The 19252-nt window shown below is 69.2% G+C and carries 20 protein-coding genes; 7 read left to right on the top strand and 13 right to left on the bottom strand.

The features are described from left to right. Nucleotide 1: 1 nt before the first annotated feature. The 3 genes from ACTHL4_RS13735 (at nucleotide 2) to ACTHL4_RS13725 (ending at nucleotide 2547) form a co-directional block, all read left to right on the top strand. A complete protein-coding gene (locus tag ACTHL4_RS13735) occupies nucleotides 2-694 on the top strand; it encodes a DUF4396 domain-containing protein (protein ID WP_440283330.1) in 693 nt (230 codons plus the stop codon). Between the two features lie 67 nt (nucleotides 695-761). Then, nucleotides 762-1874 carry an FUSC family protein gene (locus ACTHL4_RS13730; RefSeq protein ID WP_440283329.1) on the top strand — a complete coding sequence of 371 codons (1113 nt, stop codon included), beginning with the start codon at nucleotides 762-764 and terminating at the stop codon, nucleotides 1872-1874. 154 nt (nucleotides 1875-2028) lie between these two features. Next, nucleotides 2029-2547 carry a nucleoside kinase gene (locus ACTHL4_RS13725; protein ID WP_440283328.1) on the top strand — a complete coding sequence of 173 codons (519 nt, stop codon included), beginning with the start codon at nucleotides 2029-2031 and terminating at the stop codon, nucleotides 2545-2547. Nucleotides 2548-2556: 9 nt separating this feature from the next. Here the strand turns inward: ACTHL4_RS13725 and ACTHL4_RS13720 are convergent, their stop codons facing one another. From ACTHL4_RS13720 to ACTHL4_RS13695, 6 genes are all read right to left on the bottom strand, one after another. Then, nucleotides 2557-2889, bottom strand: coding sequence for a hypothetical protein (locus ACTHL4_RS13720; protein ID WP_440283327.1), 333 nt, complete (start codon nucleotides 2887-2889; stop codon nucleotides 2557-2559). Nucleotides 2890-3364: 475 nt separating this feature from the next. After that, a complete protein-coding gene (locus tag ACTHL4_RS13715) occupies nucleotides 3365-4741 on the bottom strand; it encodes an NAD(P)/FAD-dependent oxidoreductase (RefSeq protein ID WP_440283326.1) in 1377 nt (458 codons plus the stop codon). Nucleotides 4742-4751: 10 nt separating this feature from the next. After that, the gene (locus ACTHL4_RS13710) at nucleotides 4752-5588 is read right to left on the bottom strand and encodes an ABC transporter permease (RefSeq protein ID WP_440283325.1); all 837 of its coding nucleotides are present in this window, start codon (nucleotides 5586-5588) and stop codon (nucleotides 4752-4754) included. Beyond that, entirely contained in the window at nucleotides 5585-6490 is a 906-nt protein-coding gene (locus ACTHL4_RS13705) for an ABC transporter permease (RefSeq protein WP_440283324.1), read from the bottom strand. The genes ACTHL4_RS13710 and ACTHL4_RS13705 overlap by 4 nt, the downstream gene beginning before the upstream one ends. Nucleotides 6491-6524: 34 nt before the next feature. Next, a complete protein-coding gene (locus tag ACTHL4_RS13700) occupies nucleotides 6525-7790 on the bottom strand; it encodes a polyamine ABC transporter substrate-binding protein (protein ID WP_440283323.1) in 1266 nt (421 codons plus the stop codon). Then, entirely contained in the window at nucleotides 7777-8961 is a 1185-nt protein-coding gene (locus ACTHL4_RS13695; RefSeq protein WP_440283322.1) for an ABC transporter ATP-binding protein, read from the bottom strand. The genes ACTHL4_RS13700 and ACTHL4_RS13695 overlap by 14 nt, the downstream gene beginning before the upstream one ends. Before the next feature lie 186 nt (nucleotides 8962-9147). On the opposite strand from ACTHL4_RS13695, the gene ACTHL4_RS13690 reads away from it, so the two are divergent. Continuing rightward, complete coding sequence (locus ACTHL4_RS13690; protein WP_440283321.1) at nucleotides 9148-10503, top strand: NAD(P)/FAD-dependent oxidoreductase; 1356 nt, start codon at nucleotides 9148-9150, stop codon at nucleotides 10501-10503. Nucleotides 10504-10521: 18 nt separating this feature from the next. Next, nucleotides 10522-12213, top strand: coding sequence for an amidase (locus ACTHL4_RS13685; protein WP_440283320.1), 1692 nt, complete (start codon nucleotides 10522-10524; stop codon nucleotides 12211-12213). 21 nt (nucleotides 12214-12234) lie between these two features. On the opposite strand, the gene ACTHL4_RS13680 is transcribed toward ACTHL4_RS13685, so the two are convergent. Both ACTHL4_RS13680 and ACTHL4_RS13675 read right to left on the bottom strand, forming a co-directional pair. Continuing rightward, nucleotides 12235-12699, bottom strand: a complete 465-nt coding sequence (locus ACTHL4_RS13680; protein ID WP_440283319.1) for a hypothetical protein — start codon at nucleotides 12697-12699, stop codon at nucleotides 12235-12237. A 31-nt stretch (nucleotides 12700-12730) separates the two neighbouring features. Beyond that, nucleotides 12731-13513, bottom strand: a complete 783-nt coding sequence (locus ACTHL4_RS13675) for a DUF1206 domain-containing protein (protein ID WP_440283318.1) — start codon at nucleotides 13511-13513, stop codon at nucleotides 12731-12733. Between the two features lie 82 nt (nucleotides 13514-13595). Here ACTHL4_RS13675 and ACTHL4_RS13670 point away from each other — a divergent pair, with 82 nt between their 5' ends. Continuing rightward, entirely contained in the window at nucleotides 13596-13796 is a 201-nt protein-coding gene (locus ACTHL4_RS13670) for a hypothetical protein (RefSeq protein ID WP_440283317.1), read from the top strand. A 318-nt stretch (nucleotides 13797-14114) separates the two neighbouring features. Here the strand turns inward: ACTHL4_RS13670 and ilvA are convergent, their stop codons facing one another. Next, nucleotides 14115-15410: a threonine ammonia-lyase IlvA gene (gene ilvA, locus ACTHL4_RS13665; protein WP_440283316.1), complete on the bottom strand. Its 1296-nt coding sequence runs from the start codon at nucleotides 15408-15410 to the stop codon at nucleotides 14115-14117. Between the two features lie 250 nt (nucleotides 15411-15660). Between ilvA and ACTHL4_RS13660 the strand changes: the two genes are divergently transcribed. Next, on the top strand, nucleotides 15661-16368 hold the full coding sequence (locus tag ACTHL4_RS13660; RefSeq protein ID WP_440283315.1) for an NAD-dependent epimerase/dehydratase family protein: 708 nt from the start codon (nucleotides 15661-15663) through the stop codon (nucleotides 16366-16368). 223 nt (nucleotides 16369-16591) lie between these two features. On the opposite strand, the gene ACTHL4_RS13655 is transcribed toward ACTHL4_RS13660, so the two are convergent. From ACTHL4_RS13655 to ACTHL4_RS13640, 4 genes are all read right to left on the bottom strand, one after another. Further along, a complete protein-coding gene (locus ACTHL4_RS13655) occupies nucleotides 16592-17356 on the bottom strand; it encodes a response regulator transcription factor (RefSeq protein WP_440283314.1) in 765 nt (254 codons plus the stop codon). Nucleotides 17357-17410: 54 nt separating this feature from the next. Then, nucleotides 17411-17824 (bottom strand): response regulator transcription factor, encoded by a 414-nt coding sequence (locus ACTHL4_RS13650; RefSeq protein ID WP_440283313.1) that lies wholly within the window; start codon nucleotides 17822-17824, stop codon nucleotides 17411-17413. Nucleotides 17825-17845: 21 nt separating this feature from the next. Next, nucleotides 17846-18736, bottom strand: coding sequence for a hypothetical protein (locus ACTHL4_RS13645; RefSeq protein ID WP_440283312.1), 891 nt, complete (start codon nucleotides 18734-18736; stop codon nucleotides 17846-17848). 110 nt (nucleotides 18737-18846) lie between these two features. Next, on the bottom strand, nucleotides 18847-19252 hold a 406-nt coding region (locus ACTHL4_RS13640; protein WP_440283311.1), incomplete at its 5' end, for a glycoside hydrolase family 3 N-terminal domain-containing protein.

Genomic DNA, 19252 nt, shown 5'->3' with positions numbered 1-19252 from the left:
CATGCCGCCCCCGTGGTTGATCGTCCTGTCGTGGTGCGGACTGGCAGCGGGCGTCCTGTCCGCCGCGTACATCGCCGGCGACATCCTGCTCCGCCGGTACCGGCAGCCGATGCCGGTCATGGAGGCCGTCTGGCCGATCAGCGGGTTGTACTTCCTGCCGGTCGCCATCTGGTCCTATCACCGGTTCGGGCGCCCGATGAGTCGCCGCTGGCAGACCGAGCGTCATCGCGCCGGGGCACCGGAGAAACCGCGCTGGGCCTCGGTCGCCGTCGGGGTGAGCCATTGCGGTGCGGGTTGCACGCTCGGCGACATCATCGCCGAGTTCGCCCTCTTCGCGGTCGGTGCCACGATCGCGGGGCAGACGCTGTTCGCCATGTTCGTCGGTGACTACGTGGCCGCCATCATCCTCGGCGTCGCTTTCCAGTTCTTCGCGATCGCGCCGATGCGCGGCCTCGGCATCGCCAAGGGCCTCAAGGAAGCGGCCAAAGCAGACCTGCTGTCACTGACTGCCTTCGAGGTGGGTCTGTTCGGCTGGATGGCACTGACGTACTACGTCTTCTTCCCCGCGCCGCACCTCGAACCCAGCTCACCGGTCTACTGGTTCCTGATGCAGATCGGCAGGGTCATCGGCTTCTTCACCGCCTGGCCGGCCAATGTCTGGCTGCTCAAGCAGGGCATCAAGGAAGCGATGTGAGGTTCCTGCCGTCAGCGGCTCCGGCCCGCGACGGGTGAGGCCACCCGGTTGCGGGTAACCCGCTGCGGTGGACGAGGACGCCCTGCAACGCTATGCCGAACGCGACAGCAACGCCGCCCAGGTGACGGGCTGGCGGCACCACCCCCTGGTCGCGCAGACCGGCAAGACCGGTCTGGACGCGGGGGTGGCCTACGCGCTGGCCAACCTGCTGCCCACGCCGCTGGACCAGCACGCGTACTACGCACCGCTGGGCGCGATTACCGTGATGTATCCGGCCGTAGCGGATTCCGTGTGGCAGGCACTCAAGGCGGTCAGCGCCGTGCTGGTCGGTGTCGGCCTCGCTCTGCTGACCATGGTGATCGCCTGGCCCGACGCGTTCAGTGTGGCCGGTGTCGTCGGAGTCGGCACGGCCGTCGGTGGGCTGGCCTGGTTCGGCGAGCAGCGCAGCTGGTTGCCGCTGGCGGCCCTGTTCGTGCTGACCGCCAGCCAGCCGAACACCGAGAGTTACGTCTCCGGATACCTCGTCGCGCTGCCGTTGGGCGCGATCGTGGGGATCGCGGCGAACATCCTGATCTTTCCCTCACTGTCGTTGTACGACCTGCGCGCCGCGGTGCGAGATCTTCGGCTCACGGTGGTGGGCCAGCTGCGTCAGATGGCCGCCCTACTGCGCGACGGCGACGGGCCGCACTCGGACCGATGGCAGGAATCCCTCACCGGGCTGGAGGATCCCCGCGCCAACGTCCGCGCACTACAGACGGCGGCGAAACGGGCCCGGCGCGGCAACATCCGGTCTCGACGGTGGTCCGGTTCACAGCGAGACCTGTTGGCTCTCGCGACCGCTCTGGAACGCTGCAGCTTCTTGGTGGAGGACCTCGGCATCATGCTGACCGAGTTCGACAGCGACACGCACCCGTTCCTCGACAGTGACCTGGGGCGAATGGCCGGTAGCACCCTGGTCACCTTGGCCGACATGTTCGACCACCCGCTGGAGACGGCACCCGGCACCGAGCGAACTCGCTCCGCCCAGCACGCCGTCGACCAGTTGATCGAGGCGGTGGACGGCAGCAAGTTCCACGATCGGCACAGTCGGCTGCTCGCCGGCGCGGTCGCCCTGACCGCCAGTCGCTGCCTGCTCAGCTTCGCCCGACGCCACGGCATCGACGAGACCGCACCAGAGTAAGGCGCGTCCGAGTAGGGGCTGGCCGGCGGGTTTGGTGGCGTCAGCGTCGCAGCACGGACCGTGCCAAAGCCTGCCCTGGGGAGAGTTCGGTACAGGCGGCCCTGACATCCGACGCATGACAGGCGGCGGCCCGCGCAGCGGCTACGGTCGATCAGTGGGTGTGCACAACTTCCTGATCGAAGGCGTCTCCGGGGCGGGCAAGACCTCCGTCTGCATGGAGTTGCGGCGCCGCGGCTACCACGCCCTCAACGGCGACACCGACCTTGCCTACCAAGGTGATCCGGCGACCGGCGAGCCGACTGATGTACCGTCCCACTGGCACCATCTCTGGCGCGTACCGCAGGTGCGAGCCCTGGTTGCCGACCGGTCCGAGCGATACACGTTCTTCTGCGGGGGCTCCCGTAACCGCTCCATGTTCATCGATCTCTTCGACGCCGTGTTCGTCCTGGACATCGACCTGGACACCCTGCACGAACGACTCGACAAGCGACCTGCGGACGAGTTCGGCGGGCGGTCAGGTGAGCGCGACCTGGTGGTGCGGCTGCATCGGAGCCAGGAGGATCGCCCGGAGCAGGGTATCTCGATCGACGCCACCGCACCGTTGAGTGCCGTCGTCGACGGGATCGTGCGCCGTGCGACAACGGCGGATCCGGCGGGTGGACGCTCTCCGTGAACAGGTGAGTCAGCCGACCGGAGCGGGTGGCTCTTGCGGTGAGACATCGGTCTTCTCGGTGATCCGTCGCACCACGTCGCCGGCCAGGTCCTCCTGCGCCTTGGCTCGCTCGGCCTCGCGCTGCTGGACCTCGGTCCGGGCGGCCTGCCACGCCGACCAGTGCCCCGAGACGAGCGCCCACAGTGACAGCGCCGACACGTAGACCACCGAGCTGAGCCAGCCCATGACCAACGAGACCGGGATCATCACGATCCAGCAGACCGCCAACCACCCGTTCACCCGGCGCATGAACGTCGGGTCGCCCTGACACATCTCCCACAGCCTGCGAGTGCGCTGCACCATGCCGGTTCACTTCCTCTGCGAGCCACCGGCGGCGCACGCCTCCGGAAGCGGAATGGTGCTGAACCGGTACCCGGCGACACGTCGCAGATCACTCGCGAACAGCTGGAATCAACAGGGAATTCGCCGGGGGCGAAGCGGTATGGCGCGCCGCGGACGCGGCGGTATGACGTGCAGAACCAACGTGCCGAACCGACGCGCCGGACCGGACGCAGACGGCCGCCGCGGGCGGGCAGGCCGGCCCGTCCGCGAGGGGGCGAGCCGGTCAGCCCTCGTCCTGGACTGACCGGCTCTGAGCGAGTGACCGTCCCAGGGCCAGCGCCTCACCTGACGCCGCCGTACCCGCCCCGGCGCTGCGCCACACGCCCTTCACCGTGAAAATCTCAGCCGAAAATCTCAGCCGGCGCGCCGCCGACGGTGAGGAGGCGGCCGTCGCGCCGTGCCGCAGCACCGGTATTCGGTCCTCAGCAGTCGAACCTCAGGAGTCGAAACCGAGCCCTACCCGGTCCAAGGCTCGCAGCCACAGATTGCGGCGTCCTTCGTGGTCGTCGGCGTGCGCCAGCGACCGGCGCGTCGCCTCGATGCCGAGGAAGGCGAACGGCTCCGGTGGGAAGGGCAGCGGCTTGGTGCGCACCAGTGGCGTGCGGGTGCGCTCGGTGTCAAGGCCATCGAGCAGGTCGAGCATCACCTGCGCACCGAAACGGCTGGCACCGACACCGAGCCCGGTGTAGCCGAGCGCGTAGGCCACCCGGTGGTCGTATGCCGCCCCGAAGAAGGCACAGAACCGGGTGCACGTGTCGATCGCGCCACCCCACCGGTGACTGAAGCCGATGCCGGCCAGCTGCGGGAACGTCGTGTCGAAGTGCTCGGCGAGCTTCCGGTAGGTCTCCGGCCGGTCGTCATACGCGGGTTTCATCCGGCGGCCGTAGTGATAGACCGCGTCATACCCGCCCCAGAGGATCCTGTTGTCGGCGGTGAGCCGGTAGTAGTGGAACTGGTTGCCGCTGTCACCGAACCCCTGGCGGTGCCGCCAGCCGATCGCCGACAGCTGCTGGTCGGTCAGCGGCTCGGTCATCAGCACGTGGTCGTAAACGGGCACGCAATGCAGCCGTAGCCGGCGCAGCAGCGACGGAAACACGTTGGTGGCCAACGCGACTCGCTCCGCGCGCACCGTGCCGTGATCGGTGCGCAGCTCGATGCCGGCGTCGGTTCTGCGCAGCTCGCGCACCGGCGTGTGCTCCACGATCCGCACGCCCAACTGCTCGGCGACATCCGCCAGCCCCCAGGCGAGCCGCGCGGGGTCGAGCATCGCGACGCCGTCCCTGTCCCAGACACCGCCGCGGAAGGTGGGCGAGTCCAGCTCCGCGCGCACCGCCTCCCGGTCCAGGTAGTCCCCGTCGGAAACCGTTGCCGGGTCGGGCAATTGGTAGTCCTCGGTCGCGACGTCGACCTCGCCGGTGCGTTCGAAGTGGCAGTCGATGCCGTAGCGGGCCACGGTCTCCTCGATCTGGTCGAGGTTGCGCATCCCGAGCCGGTCCAGCTCGGTCTGCGCCGCCTCGCCGAACCGGCTGACGCCGTTGTCGTGACCGTGGGTGAGGCTGGCGGCGCAGAAGCCGCCGTTGCGGCCGGTCGCCGCCCACGCCAGGCGGCCACCCTCCAGCAGCAGCACGTCCCGGTCGGGGTTCGCCTCCTTGGCCAGCACGGCCGCCCACAACCCGCTGAATCCACCTCCCACGACGGCGAGTTCGCAGGAGGTGTCCGCATCCAGCGGCGGGCGCGCCGCCGGACGGTCCGGAGTGTCCAGCCAGAACGGCACGCGGCGCGCCGCACCGATGCGAGCGTCGATCGACGTCATACCGGCCTGCTCAGTCCTTCTTCCGGCGCCCGGCCAGGATGCTGTATGCCGCCAGGATCAACCCGAAGAGGAAGATGAGCGTCCCCATCACGTTGACCTGGGCCGGGATGCCGAGGCGCGACGAGCCGTAGACCCACAGCGGGAACGTCACCGTCTGACCGGCGTTGAAGCTCGTCGTGACGAAGTCGTCGACCGACAGCGCGAAGGACAGCAACGCGCCGGCCAGGATGCCCGGCATGATCATCGGCAGGGTCACCTTGCGGAACGCGACGGCCGGCGTCGCACCCAGATCGAGCGCCGCCTCCTTGAGCGACCCGTCCAGTCCGGCGACCCGCGCCTGCACGGTCACCGCCACGAACGGGATGCAGAACATGATGTGCGCCAACAGGATCGTGACGTAACCACGCGGGATGTTCAGCGTCAGGAACAGCGACAGCAGCGACGTACCCAGCACCAGCTCCGGTGTCGCGATCTGCGCAAAGACGACCAGCGACAGCGGCCCTTTGCCGCGGAAGCGGTAGCGCCCCAGCGCCATACCGAGCGCGCCGCCGATGGCCACCGACACGATCGTGACGATGACGGCGATGGTGAGGGAGTTGATCAGCGCGTCGGTCAGCCCGCCGATCGCGAAGAGCTCCTTGTACCACCGAAAAGTGAAGCCCTGGAAGGTGATGTTGTAACGGCCCTTGGTGTTGTTGAAGCCGAACAGGATCATCACGAAGATCGGCAGGCACAAGTAGGCCAGGACCGCCCACGTGTAGACCGGCAGAATGTAATAGGTCCACTTCCGCTTCGGCTTGCGCCGGGCCGGCCGGGTCGCGACCGGCGCCTCCTTGAGCATCGTCATAGCGCCGCCGCCTCCATCACGTCCTTGGTGCCCAGTGCCCGGGCGTAGGCGAAGATGCCGATCAGCAACGCGCCCATCAGCGTGAACGACAGCGCCGATGCGGCCGCGTAGTCGTTGTTGGTGAGGTAGAGGGTGTAGATGACGTTGCCGATCATGGTGGTCTTGGCGCCACCCAGCAGCTGGGCGTTGACGAAGTCGGACGCGACCGGGACGAACGTCATCAGCACGCCGGCGAAGATGCCGGGAATGGTGAGCGGCAGCACCACCCGCAACAACGCCTGGAACTTGCTGGCGTAGAGGTCGTTGGCCGCCTCCATCAGCCGGGGATCCAGCCGTTCGATCGAGACATACAGCGGCAAGACCATGAACGGCAGGTAGTTGTAGGTCAATCCACAGATGACCGCCACCGGCGTGGCCAGCAGGTGGAAGTCGGAGCCGACCAGGTGCAGGTCCTTCAGCGTGCCGAACACGAAGCCGTTGTCGGCCAGGATGAACTGCCACTGCAGGGTGCGGATCACGAAGGATACGAAGAACGGCAACAGGATGATCAGTAGGTAGGTCGACTTGTGCCGGCCGCCGCGCATCGCGATCCAGTAGGCCATCGGGTACGCCAGCGCGATGGTCAGCAGCGTGACGATCAACGCGTAGACGATCGACCGGATGAACTGGTCGTGGTAGAGGCTGATCGTGTGCCAGTAGGTCGCGACGTGGAACGTCTGCGTGAAGCCGTGGATGAAGTCGCCGGTCATCAGCGACAGCGACAGCAGATAGATCATCGGTATGACGAAGAAGATCGCCAGCCACAGGCCGCCCGGCAGAGCCAGCCAGTAACCGGTGAACCGGCCCAGCCGACGACGCAGCGGGCTGAGCTGGACGTCGTTGTCGGACGTCGCGCTGCTCATCGCACCGCCTCCGGGCAGGAGCGCCGGTGTGCGATCACGACTCGTAGACCGGCTCGAAGATCTGGTTCCATACCGGCACCTCCTCCGGCGTCAACGTGGCATAGCGATAGAGCTTGGACTCCATCTCCTTGGTCGGGAAGACCAGCGGGCTGTCGGCGATCTGCAGCAGCGACTCGCGGTCGTCCTTGCTGGTAGCGGCCTTGGCGTCGGCGAGGATGTACTTCTTCGCACTCGGCACCGGCGTGAAGTAGTTGACGTATTCGGCGATCATCGCGGCGATCTGCGGCTGGTAGACGAAGTCGATCAGCTCCATCGCCGACACCGGATTGTGCGAATACCGCGGGATGCACAGGTTGTCGGTCCACACGACCGCACCCTGCTCCGGCACGACGAACTTCAGGTCCAGGCCCGGCGTGGATGCATTGGCCTGGAAGATGTCGCCGGACCACGCCATGGTGACCCACAGGTCACCCTTGGACAGCGGCGAGATGTAGTCCTGCTGGTAGTAGGCCCGCACGAACCCCTGGTCGCGCTGCTGGGTCAGCTTCTTGGCCGCCCGCCGCCAGTCGTCCTCGGTCGACTTGGCGGGGTCCACCCCGATGCCGACGAGGGCGAAGTTGGGCAGATCCTGGTTGTCGGCGAACATGCCGACCTTGCCCTTGAACGCCGGGTCGAAGAGATCGTCGAAACTGGTGATCGGCCGCTTGACGTACTTGGGGTTGTAGGCGATGCCGGTGATGCCCGACTGCCACGGCACGGTGTATTTGTTCCCCGGGTCGAAGGTCGGGTTCTGGGCGGTCTTGTCGGCATACTTGAAGAAGTTCGGCATCCGCGAATGATCAAGCGGGATCAGGTAATTCAGCTCCCGCATCTGCGTCAGGTAGATGCCGTTGGTGAGCACCATCAGGTCGTAACCGGTGGCCTGCCCGGACGCCAGCACCGGCCGAATGGTGCCGACGAAGGAGTCCATGTCCTGGATGACCTCCTCGTACTTCACCTTGATGCCGGTCTTCTTGGTGAACTCCACCAGCGAGGGGTGCACGGTCTTGCCGTTGACCTTGCCCACGTCGATGTAGAGCGGCCACTGCGCCCAGTCGAGGAACCTGCTCGGCTTCTTGTCGCTCCAGTAGTCGCCGGGTATGGCGCTCGCGCGCGCCCCGGGCACCGAGCAACCGGCGACCACACCGGCACCGGCGAGCAGGGCGGCCGCCTGCAACAGGTCACGGCGGCTGAACCGGCGCTGGGTCAGGCCGCGCAGGGCCGCGGGTCCGGGATCGCGTGTCGGCTCAACCGGCGTCATCCGCGGCACCTCCCTCGTCCGCCGCGGCACCGACCAGGTGCAGCGAGTGCAGCGGTCGCCAGCTGAGCCAGACGGTGTCGCCGCGTCGCGCCGTGGCGTCCGCGGTCGAGCCGTTCTGCTCCAGCACGGTCAGCGTCTCACCGCCGTTGAGACGCACCTCGTAGGTGTTGGAGGTGCCCAGGTAGACCATCTCCGAGACCGTCCCCTGCACCATGCACCGACGGTCACCGGTGGTCGGTTCGTCGTGCGAGAGCACGATCTTCTCCGGCCGGACGCTGATCGTGATGCGTTCGCCGACGGCTGCGTCGTCGGTCGGCACCAGCACCCGGCCGTCGGCGCCGGCATCGATCAGCGCGATGCCGTCGTCATACGCGGTGACGGTGCCCTCCATGATGTTGGAGGTGCCGAGAAAGCCTGCCACGAAACGAGTCCGGGGCCGTTCGTAGAGCTCCTGCGGGCTGCCGACCTGCTCGATCAGGCCGGCGTTCATCACCACGAGGCGGTCACTCATCGTCAGCGCTTCCCCCTGGTCGTGGGTGACGAAGACGAAGGTGATGCCGACTTCGCGCTGAATGCGCTTGAGCTCCACCTGCATCGCCTGCCGCAACTTGAGATCGAGTGCAGCCAGCGGCTCGTCGAGCAGCAGCGCACTGGGCCGGTTGACGAGCGCGCGGGCCAGCGCGACCCGCTGCTGCTGGCCGCCGGACAACTGCTGCGGCCGCCGGTTGCCGCGTTCGCCCAGCCCGACGATCTCGAGCATCTCGCCGACCCGGGTGCGCACCTCGGCCTTGTCGATCCGCTTGCGCTCCAGGCCGAACGCGACGTTCTGCTCGACGGTCATGTGCGGGAAGAGCGCGTAGCTCTGGAACACGGTGTTGACGTCCCGCTTGTACGGCGGCACCCCGACCATGTTCTGGCCGTGCAGCAGGATCTCCCCCGCAGTGGGCTCCTCGAAGCCGGCGATCATCCGCAGGGTGGTGGTCTTGCCGCAACCGGAGGGCCCGAGGAGGCTGAAGAACTCGCCTTCCCCGATGGACAGGTCGAGCCGCTGCACCGCCTGGAAGGTCTCGCTCTTGGAGAAGAAGGTCTTCTCGACACCGCGCAGGTCGATGGCTGCGGTGCTCACCTCCGACGCCGTCTCGCGTTGCTGTTCATCGGCCTGACTGGTCATCCGTCGGCTCCCATCGGTCATGGGTGAAGCCACTGCGCTTCGGTGGGCAGCACCCTAGCCTCAGCAACGGTTCTCGTGAAGAGTTGTTGAAATATTTGCTGATAGATGTCTCATCATTCGATTCTGCTTCGGAATTCGTCGTGAAACCTCTTGTCAGCCACGGACGCCATACGCCACCATCGGCGTATGACGGCACGGCCCCTGTGGTGGGACGGCATCGCCCCAGCCCACCGGCGCGCGCTCACCGACGACACGACGGTGGACGTCTGCATCGTCGGCGCCGGCTTCACCGGCCTGTGGTCGGCCTACTACCTGTTGCGGACCGACCCGTCGCTGTCGGTGCTGGTGGTCGACGCCGAGCACGCCGGCTTCGGCGCGAGCGGCCGCAACGGCGGGTGGGTGTCGGCGCTCTACCCGACACCACCGCAGCGGCTCGCCGCCGCACACGGTGACGCGGCCGCGCGGGCGCAGTATGCCGCGCTGCGCGACAGTGTCACCGAGGTCGGCCGGGTGGTCGAGGCCGAGGGCATCGACTGCGCCTTCCACCACGGCGGCACAGTGGTGGCCGCGCGCAGCCGTGCCCAGCTCGCCCGTGCCCGCGACGAGGTGGCGCACGCGCAGCAATGGGGATTGCACACGCAGTTCCTGGAACGCGGTCCGGCCCTCGAAAAGCTCCGGGCCGCAGGCACGTTGGGTGCCACCTACAACCCGCACTGCGCCCGCGTCCAGCCGCGCCGGCTGGTCGACGGCATCGCGGCCGCGGTGGAGCGGCTGGGCGGCCGGATCGCCGAGCAGACCTCCGTCACCTCCATCGAGCCCGGAGTCGCGCGCACCGCCGCCGGGCCGGTGATCCACGCCGGCAGCATCATCCGCGCCACCGAGGCGTGGGCCGCGCACCTGCCGGGATCGACCCGGGCCGTCGCGCCGGTCTACTCGCTGATCGTCGCGACGGAGCCGCTGACCGCCGCCCAGTGGGAGCAGATCGGCCTGGCCGACGCCGAGACGTTCAGCGAGCACCGGCACGTGATCGTCTACGGGCAGCGCACCGCCGACGACCGCCTGGTCTTCGGCGGGCGCGGTGCGCCATACCACTTCCGGTCCGGCATCCGGCCGGAGTTCGACGAGGACCCGAAGGTCTTCGAGGCGCTGAGATCCTCACTGCGACAGATGTTTCCGGTGCTGGACGGCGTGCGCTTCACCCATGCGTGGGGTGGCGCCCTGGGCATACCTCGCGACTGGCAGCCCAGTGTCGGCTATGACCCGGCGACCGGGCTGGGCTGGTCCGGCGGGTATGTCGGCGACGGCGTCGCGCTGAGCAATCTGGCCGGCCGGACCGTTGCGGAGCTGGTCACCGGCCGGCGCACCGAGATCGCCGACCTGCCGTGGGTGCAGCATCATTCGCGCGGCTGGGAGCCGGAGCCGCTGCGGTGGCTGGGCATCAACGCCGGGTTGCAGGTGGCGTCCTGGGCGGACCACGAAGAACGGCTGACGCACCGGCCCGCCAGACTGGGCAGGCTGTTGTCGTTCCTCACCGGCCACTGAACACCCAGGAGAAGCACCATGATCGATGTCGTCGAGCGCTCCATCAGCGACCTGCGCGCCGCGCTCGAGTCGGGCGGGACGACGGCCGTCGAGCTGGTCGACGCCTACCTGGCGCGCATCGCGGCGTATGACGGACCGGACACCGAGACGGCGCTGAACGCGGTCGTCGTGCCCAACCCGGCGGCGCGGGCGGAGGCCGAGGCGTCGGACGCGCGGCGAGCGCGCGGCGAGACGCTGGGGCCGCTGGACGGCATTCCCTACACCGCCAAGGACAGCTACCTGGTGCAGGGCCTGACCGCGGCAGCCGGCAGCCCGGCGTTCGCGAAGCTGGTGGCGCAACGCGACGCGTTCACCATCGAAAGGCTGCGCGGCGGCGGCGCGATCTGCCTCGGGCTGACCAACATGCCGCCGATGGCCAACGGCGGCATGCAACGCGGGCTCTACGGCCGGGCCGAAAGCCCCTACAACGCCGACTACCTGACCGCACCCTTCGCCTCCGGGTCCTCCAACGGCTCGGGCACGGCCACGGCGGCCAGTTTCGCGGCGTTCGGGCTGGGCGAGGAGACCTGGTCCAGCGGCAGGGGGCCGGCCTCCCACAACGGGCTGTGCGCCTACACGCCCTCGCGTGGGGTGATCTCGGTGCGCGGCAACTGGCCGCTCGTGCCGACCATGGATGTCGTCGTGCCGCACACCCGGACCATGGCCGACCTGCTCGAGGTGCTGGACGTCATCGTCGCCGACGACGCCGAAGCTCGCGGCGACTTCTGGCGGGTGCAGCAGCGGGTGCCGATCCCGGCCTCGTCCACGGTTCGGCCGCCGTCCTATCCCGCACTAGCGCAAGACGTTTCACTGTCCGGCATACGGCTCGGCATACCGCGGATGTACGTCAACGCCGACCCCGACGCCGGCACCGGGACGACGATCGGCGGCCCGACCGGCGAGCGCATCGAGACCCGGCCGTCGGTCATCGCGCTCTGGGAGGCGGCCCGCGCGGACCTGGAGGCGGCCGGCGCCGAGGTTGTCGAGGTCGACTTCCCGGCGGTGTCCAACTACGAGGGCGACCGGGCCGGCGCGCCGACCGTCCGCACGCGCGGGCTCGCCGGCCAGGACTTCCTCGACGAGGAGATCAACGGCCTGTCCGCGTGGGCCTGGGAGGACTTCCTGGCCGCGAACGGCGACCCGGCGCTGTCCTCCCTGGCGGCCGTCGACGGCGCGACGATCTTCCCGCAGCCGCCGGGCGTGCTCGACCGCTACACCGGCTTCCCCGACGACATCGCCACCTACCCCGACTGGGTGCGTAACCACCCCGGCGCCACGCTGGACGACCTGCCGACGATCCCGGACGGGCTGGCCGGTCTGGAGCGCACCCGGCAGGTCGACCTGGAGGACTGGATGTCCGCGAATCGCCTTGACGCGGTGCTGTTTCCGGCGGTCGCCGACGTCGGGCCCGCGGACAGCGACGTCAACCCGGCCTCGGCCGACCTCGCCTGGCGCAACGGCACCTGGGTCGCCAACGGCAACCTGGTGATCCGGCATCTCGGCATACCGACGGTCACCGTGCCGCTGGGCGTCATGGCCGACATCGGCATGCCGGTCGGGCTCACGTTCGCGGGCCGGGCGTATGACGACAACGCCCTGCTGCGCCTGGGCGTGGCGTTCGAGGCGCTCGGCTCCCGGCGCATCGCACCGCCGCGGACGCCACCGTTGTGAGGCGACGGCGTCGCGAATCTGTCAGCGGCTGCGGCGCCCCGGTCGCCGCGCCGCCCGGGCGACGCGGCGGTCGTTGAACTCCTGGGCGTTGACCGTGATCCACAGACACGCACCCGCGACCGGTACCTCGACGACCGCCGCAAGTCCGATGGCCTGGATCCGCTCGGCCGTCGTCGCCGACGTCACCACGTCGAACCACGCGTCGATGATCAGCGCAGCAGCCGTCGCGGCCGACAGCGCGGGCAGCCATCTGCCACCGCGTAGCGCCGCGAACGCGGTGCCGCCCAGCACCAGGATCAGGCCGATGTCGAAGCCGGTCCAGGCGATGTCGTAGTGCGCCGCTGTCGCGCGCGCCGGCAGCGTCCAGGCGAGATAGACCGTCCACGGGATCAGCAGCACCGCACCACCGCCCAGCACCAGTGCAGCGGTCCAGACGATTCGCGGAACGCCTTGCGACGGTGGGCGATCCGGGTCGTATGCCGCCATGCGGGCATCCTCGTCCGCCGCCCGGGAGCGTTCAGATGCGGGCATACCGTGCCCGGCCGAACAGGTAGACCCCGAAGCACGCGAGGCCGAGGCCCATCAACGTCAGCAGCAGCTGGCCGGCCACCGCGTGCCCCAGCGTGGAGAGCGCGCCGTCCAGGCCCTTGGCGTCGGAGGACCGATGGCGCACCGCCGCCACCACGAAAAGCACGCCGACGATGCCGAGTGCGACGCCCTTGGCGGCATACCCGATGCGACCGATCCAGATGATCACCGTGCCTGGATGCTCGCGCAGATCCTCGACGAAGCGGGTCCGCGCCCCCTTGTAGACGTGGTAGGCACCGACGCCGACGATGACCAGGCCGATGATCGCGACCAGCCACCGACCGCCCTGGTGTTTCATCACCGTGGCAGTGAAGTCCGTGGACTTGGAAGAGCTCGACTTGCCGTGATCGCGGACGAAGGAGAGCGACGTCCAGGCCATGGCCAGATAGACCACGGCGAGCGCGACGGCGCCGATGCGGTCCGTGACGCCGTGCTGGAACACGGCCCGGCTCAGCTGCCACAGCGCGAGCGCGACGAAGCCCACCACGAACACGATCAGCAACGCCTTGCCGGCCGGGTTCTGGGCCAGTGTCGCGAGCGCCCCGGACTGGTCCGGTGACTTGCTCGACCGATGGAAGGCGACGCGCACCGCCAGAAAAGCGATCAGCAGGTGCAGCACCCCACTCGCGACGAACCCGGCTCGGGCTCCGATGTCGAGCGCGGTGCTGTTCTTGACCTGCCGGGCACCGTCCCGGGCATCGCAAATGTCCACGACGCAACCCAACCACCCGCGGATCCGATGCACCACACGCCGCGGACGGTTCGTCCGCCACCGCAATTAACCGGTTAGGAGTGTGCGCCGCTGGGTACGGTCCGTTTCCCAACACCCTCAGATTGCGGAGGCAACCATGATCGTGCTCGGCATCGTCCTCATCATCCTCGGCCTACTCGTCGCCAGCCTTAAAGTGCTGCTGTGGATCGGCATCGTGCTGCTGATCGTCGGCCTCGTCCTCAACCTGATCCCGATCGGCGGCTCCCGGCGCCGGGTCTATTAGCCCGGCCGCCGTCCACGGTCGGCCCAGCGCAGTGCCACGGCGGGCAGTGCCACGGCGCGCGCCACATTGAGCTGCTGGCCCGCGGTGTCCGGCGACACCATCTCGCCGACACCGTCCCGGCAGGCACCATCTCGGCGACACCGTCCCGGCATCGACGCCGCTGCGCAGGCAGCGCGTCGGTGCCGGTGATGCTGTGCGGGCCCCCGCCCCGCCCACAACCAGCAACTGTCGCCGGCCCGCACGCCAGAAGCGCCCCGCGCGCGCATGCCGCCGTCGCCGACAAGGATTCGCCGTCAGCCGCAGGTGCGGGGCGATGTGTCAGATCAGGTAGCGCAGCATCGGGCTGTCCAGCGGGATCGGCTCGACCACCAGCGGCGACGCCTCGGCGCGCGCCAGCAGCGCGTCGTACGACGCGGGGTCGCCGAGTTCGACACCGACCATCGCGGGACCGAACTCGCGGTTGTTGCGCTTGACGTATTCGAAGAACGTGATGTCGTCGTCCGGGCCGAGGATGTCCTGCAAGAAGCGGCGCAGCGCGCCGGGTTCCTGCGGGAAGTCGACGAGGAAGTAGTGCTTGCGGCCCTCGTGCACCAGGGCACGTTCGATGACCTCGGCATACCGGCTGACGTCGTTGTTGCCACCGGACAGGACGGCGACGACGGTCGCGTCGGCGGCGATGCCGCGCCGGTCCAGGTCGGCCATCGCCATCGCACCGGACGGTTCGGCGATGATGCCGTCGACCTGATAGAGGCGCAGCATCTCCTGGCAGATGGCACCGGTCTCGACGGTGACGACCTCGACACCGGCACGGCGGATGATCTCGAACGGGTGGTCGCCGATCTTGCGCACCGCGGTCCCGTCCGCGAAGGTGTCGATCTCACCCAGGTCCAGCGGCTGGTCCGCGTCGAGCGCCGCCCGGAGGCTGGCCGCACCGACCGGTTCGACGGCGACGACCCGGCAGCGGTCCGCGCCGAACTCCGGCGGTGCCTCGGCGAGCGCAAGCAACGCTCCGGCCAGCAGGCCGCCGCCACCGACCGGCACCAGCAGTATGTCGGGGGCGTGGCCCAAGTCCTGCAGGATCTCCCGGGTGACGGTGCCCTGGCCGGCGATCACCCGCGGGTCGTCGAAGGCCGGCGCGAGGGTGGCGCCGGTCCGGGACGCGTCGAGGACGGCGGCCTTGGCCGCATCGTCATACGTGTCGCCGTGCAGGATCAGCCGGACGTGCTCGCCGCCGAGGGACGCGACGCGGTCCCGCTTCTGTCGCGGTGTGTTGCGCGGCAGGTAGATGCGAGCGTTGACGCCCAGCTCGGCGCAGGCGAGGGCGACACCTTGTGCGTGATTGCCGGCGCTCGCGCAGACGACACCCTGCTCCCGTTCCTGGTCGCTGAGGCCGCGGATCAGGTTGACGGCGCCGCGGATCTTGTACGAGCGCACCGGTTGCAGGTCCTCGCGTTTCAGCAGCACCTGCGCACCGACCAGCGCACTGAGCCGGCCGTTGGGCTGCAACGGTGTCCGCACGGCGAACCCCTCGATGGCGGCTGCCGCGAGCGCGACGACACCGGCGTCCTCGGGCTGCTGGGATGCCTCCCGGCCGCGGTGTGCGGTGGCTGACACGCGCTTGCTGTCCCTTCGTCGACGACAAGACCTCGAGCAACGCCTCAATCTACGCACCGCCGTGGCGGTCGACCGGGCGCGTTCGCCGGATGGGACGGCGGGCGGATCCGCCCGGGAAGTCCTGACGAGGCAGCGCAGGAAAGTCCGGTCGTACGCGACGACGCTGCTGCGCGAGCACCGCCGATCGAGTGGGGGGAACGAGCGCGACGGATCGCGCCCCGGGAGGCCGGCCGTCGTTACGCTCGGGCACATGGCCCAGGGACTTCGCACGGTGGTGCTGACCGGTGCGGCGGGGCGGATCGGCACCGCCATCACGCCGTTGCTGCCCGCGGACTGGCAGGTGCACCGCACCGACCTGCGGACCGCCGACGGCATCGATGCGCTGGACGTCACCGATGGGGCGGCATGCCGGCGGGCGTTCGAGGGTGCCGACGCCGTCGTCCACCTCGCCGGGGTGCCCGATCCGAGCGCTGACTGGCCGGCGCTGCTGCCGGCGAACGTCGTCGGCGCACACCAGGTCGCACAGGCCGCGGTCGACGCAGGGGTGCGCCGCCTGGTGCTGGCCAGCAGCGTGCAGGCGGTCGCCGCCCGGCCCGAGGGTCGGCAGGCCCGGGTCACCGACGCGCCGCGACCGCAGAACCTCTACGGCGTGACGAAGGCCTGGGCGGAATCCCTCGGTGCGTGGATCGGCGCCGCCACCGATGTGTCGGTGGTCGCACTGCGGATCGGCTACTTCCACGAGTCCCGGCCCGACGAGGCCACCGCGGACCGGGAACGGACGGCCTGGCTGAGCCCGCGGGACGCAGCCGAGCTGGTGCGAGCGGCGGTGACGGCGGATGGCTTCGATTTCGTGGTGGCACATGGCATCTCGGCCAACCGATATCGCGCGGTGGATCTGCACGACACCATGCAGGCCATCGGCTACCACCCGGTCGACGACGCCTGGCAGAGCCGATGATCGACGAGGCTTTGAGTATGCCGATCGCGCGCCATACAACGCGATGGGCATAGTCCAACCACCAAGCAACTTCGAGTATGCCGATCGCGCGCCATACAACGCGATGGGCATAGTCCAACCACCAGCCGGCTTCCCGAGTATGCCGATCGCGCGCTATACAACGCGATGGGCATAGTCCAGACGGCTCGGGACCCCGCGGTTGGCATGCTCCCCACAGCCGCCCCTAGGACGGCGGCGTGACCAACCGGTACCCGACACCGCGGACGGCCTGGATCCACCGACCGGGCCGGCGCGCGGCCAGTTTGCGGCGCAGATTGGCGATGTGGGTGTCGACGGTGTGCGTGTCCCCCATCCAGTCGGTCTTCCAGACCAGCCGCACCAGCGTGTCCCGCTCCCACACCCGGCGGGACCGGCTCGCCAGCACCGCGAGCAGCTCGAACTCGATCCGGGTCAGCTGCACCGGCTCACCCGCGACGCGCACCTCGCGTGACTCCATGTCGATGGTCAGCTCACCGACGTGCAGCGCGTGCGTCGTGGCCGGGTGACCGTCCGACGGTGCGCCGATCCGCCGCGGCCGGCGGAACATCGCCGCGATCCGCGCCTGGAGTTCGCGCGGTGAAAACGGTTTGACGACATAGTCGTCGGCGCCCATCTCCAGGCCGAGCAGCCGGTCGGTCTCGTGGCCGCGCCCGCTGACGATCACGATGTAGGTGTCGGTGAAGGTGCGCAGCGCACGACACACCTCGGTGCCGTGCAGGTCCGGCAGACCGAGGTCCAGCAGCACCAGGTCGGGCGTCCGGTCCCGCGCCAGTTGCAGACCCTCGGCGCCGCTGCCGGTCGATGAGACGGTGAACCCGGAGCTGCGCAGCAGCGACTCGATGAGCAGCCGGGTGTCGGCGTCGTCCTCGATGATCAGCGCCGTGCGGGTCGTCGCCGGCGCTGGTGCCGTGGTGCTCAGCGTGGTCGCCTCCTTCGACAAGACCGTCACCAGGATACGGAAGGCGCGCAGGCACAACGGCTTTCGGTCGTGGCCGGTTCCTTGTCAGTCGTCCAGCAGGGTGCGCGGACGGCGCAGCATGGCGGCGACCCGGGCCCGCAGCTCGCTGATCGCGAACGGCTTCAGCAGATAGTCGTCGGCGCCGACGTCCAACCCGGTCAGCCGGTCGGTCTCCGCACCGCGCGCGGTGCACATCACGATGTATGCGCTCGTCATCGGCCGGATCGCCCGGCACACCGCCACCCCGTCCAGGTCGGGCAGCGAGAGGTCGAGCGTGATCAGGTCGAAGTGTCCGTGCGGCACGAGATCGACTGCCTCGCGGCCGGATCCGGTCGTGCGCACCTCGAGGCCGGCACCGGCCAGCGCGATCTCGAGCAGTCCCCGGATGTCCGGGTCGTCCTCCACCACGAGCGCGCGTCCCTGCAGCGGCGCGGGCCGCGGACTCGTCGTGTCAGTCATCGGCTCCACCGTAGAGCCCGCTCAGGCCGTGGCGGGCAGCGCACGCCACCCGTCGTAGTCCTCGACCGCCATACCGGCGTATGACGAGGAGCCCGCCTCCGTGCTGTCGACCGCGGCGAGCGCGGTGTCGAGGGTGGCCGCCGAGGTCCCGGCGAAGGTGCAGGTCGGGCAGTCGCTCAACGGGTTGGTCTCCGCGGCCAGCCGCACCGGCACTCCGGCTGCGGCGCCCCGGGCGAGCATGTCGGAGCCGATGTCGGTGATCGAGTTCGGTCCGGTCGCGACGTTGCGGTAGCTCATCACGGTGACCGCGTCGACGCGGGCGAGCACGCCGTCCGCCATGGTGGTCGCACCGGTGGCGATCGTGTTGTACCAGAAGGGCACGTCGGCCTCGAGCGGCATACCCGCCGCGGCCGCGGTCTTGCGCATGCTGCTCAACGTCGACAGGTATGACGTCACCAGCGATGCCTGGGTGGACGGGTCGTTCCAGCCGGACAGCGCATACGGCTCGATGTCGACGTGGACGCCGGCGAACAGGTGCGTGGCGATCGCGCCGCGCTCCCAGGTGACGGCGGCCGACGGGTTCGTGGTCCAGGTCGGGTCACCGCCGAGCGCGTCCACCCGGATGCCGGCGGCCCCGGCGGCGGCGGACAGCTGCTTCAGTCGCGGCAGGTCCGAGGAGCCCGCGACGTTCCACGGCACCGCGACGAACAACCGGGAGACGCCGTGGCTCTGCGCGAAGGTGATGACGTCGGTCGGGTTCGCCTTGGACCACACCCACATGGATCGGCTGGGAGCCGTTGCCGCAGAAGCGGATCCGGCGGCCATCACCGTGCCCGCCGCAATGGCGCACCAGGCGAGGAGCAGGGTGATGACGAGGCGCAAGCGGCCGCCGAACGAGGTGGGACGAGACATGGCAGAGCAACTCCTGAAGCAGTGGTTCCTGGGGTACTGCTCCAGTGAAGGCCCGCTGTTTCAAGTCCTACCCGGCCCAGACTCAAGAAACGATCAAGATCCGGATGCACTCAGCTCAGGCTGTCCCGCAGCCGGCGCACGCGGGTGAGCGCGATCTTGAGGTGACCCGGGTTCAGCCGGCCGCTGCCGAGCGCGGCGGTGACGGCGGCCACCGCCTCCTGTCCCTGGCCGACGTCGCGGGCCGAGCACAGCAGCAGGTCCATGCCGGCGTCGGCAGAGAGGACCGACCGCTCGCCGGTGTCGCCGAACGGCGCGAGCGCGCCCGCCTCCAGCGCGTCGGTGATGGTGACGCCGCGGAAATGCTGCCGGCCGCGCAGTTCGCCGCCGACGAAGATCTTGGACAGACCGGCCGGGTAGTCCGGGTCGAGCGCCGGGTATGTCGCCCAGGAAGTCATCACCAGTTGCACACCGTCGTCGATGACCGGACCGAACGCGGCTTCGTCGACGCCGCGGATC

The organism is Flexivirga sp., assembly GCF_051955415.1.
Taxonomy (GTDB): Bacteria; Actinomycetota; Actinomycetes; order Actinomycetales; family Dermatophilaceae; genus Flexivirga.
Note: the sequence above shows the minus strand (reverse complement) of the source record. Positions and strands in the feature narration are given on the sequence as shown.

Excerpts from the sequence above, each read along its gene's own strand:
- ACTHL4_RS13735 (WP_440283330.1), top strand. The coding sequence starts at position 2 with ATGCCGCCCCCGTGGTTGATCGTCCTGTCGTGGTGCGGACTGGCAGCG.
- ACTHL4_RS13720 (WP_440283327.1), bottom strand. The coding sequence starts at position 2,889 with ATGGTGCAGCGCACTCGCAGGCTGTGGGAGATGTGTCAGGGCGACCCG.
- ACTHL4_RS13715 (WP_440283326.1), bottom strand. The coding sequence starts at position 4,741 with ATGACGTCGATCGACGCTCGCATCGGTGCGGCGCGCCGCGTGCCGTTC.
- ACTHL4_RS13710 (WP_440283325.1), bottom strand. The coding sequence starts at position 5,588 with ATGACGATGCTCAAGGAGGCGCCGGTCGCGACCCGGCCGGCCCGGCGC.
- ACTHL4_RS13705 (WP_440283324.1), bottom strand. The coding sequence starts at position 6,490 with ATGAGCAGCGCGACGTCCGACAACGACGTCCAGCTCAGCCCGCTGCGT.
- ACTHL4_RS13700 (WP_440283323.1), bottom strand. The coding sequence starts at position 7,790 with ATGACGCCGGTTGAGCCGACACGCGATCCCGGACCCGCGGCCCTGCGC.
- ACTHL4_RS13695 (WP_440283322.1), bottom strand. The coding sequence starts at position 8,961 with ATGACCAGTCAGGCCGATGAACAGCAACGCGAGACGGCGTCGGAGGTG.
- ACTHL4_RS13690 (WP_440283321.1), top strand. The coding sequence starts at position 9,148 with ATGACGGCACGGCCCCTGTGGTGGGACGGCATCGCCCCAGCCCACCGG.
- ACTHL4_RS13685 (WP_440283320.1), top strand. The coding sequence starts at position 10,522 with ATGATCGATGTCGTCGAGCGCTCCATCAGCGACCTGCGCGCCGCGCTC.
- ACTHL4_RS13680 (WP_440283319.1), bottom strand. The coding sequence starts at position 12,699 with ATGGCGGCATACGACCCGGATCGCCCACCGTCGCAAGGCGTTCCGCGA.
- ACTHL4_RS13660 (WP_440283315.1), top strand. The coding sequence starts at position 15,661 with ATGGCCCAGGGACTTCGCACGGTGGTGCTGACCGGTGCGGCGGGGCGG.
- ACTHL4_RS13650 (WP_440283313.1), bottom strand. The coding sequence starts at position 17,824 with ATGACTGACACGACGAGTCCGCGGCCCGCGCCGCTGCAGGGACGCGCG.
- ACTHL4_RS13645 (WP_440283312.1), bottom strand. The coding sequence starts at position 18,736 with ATGTCTCGTCCCACCTCGTTCGGCGGCCGCTTGCGCCTCGTCATCACC.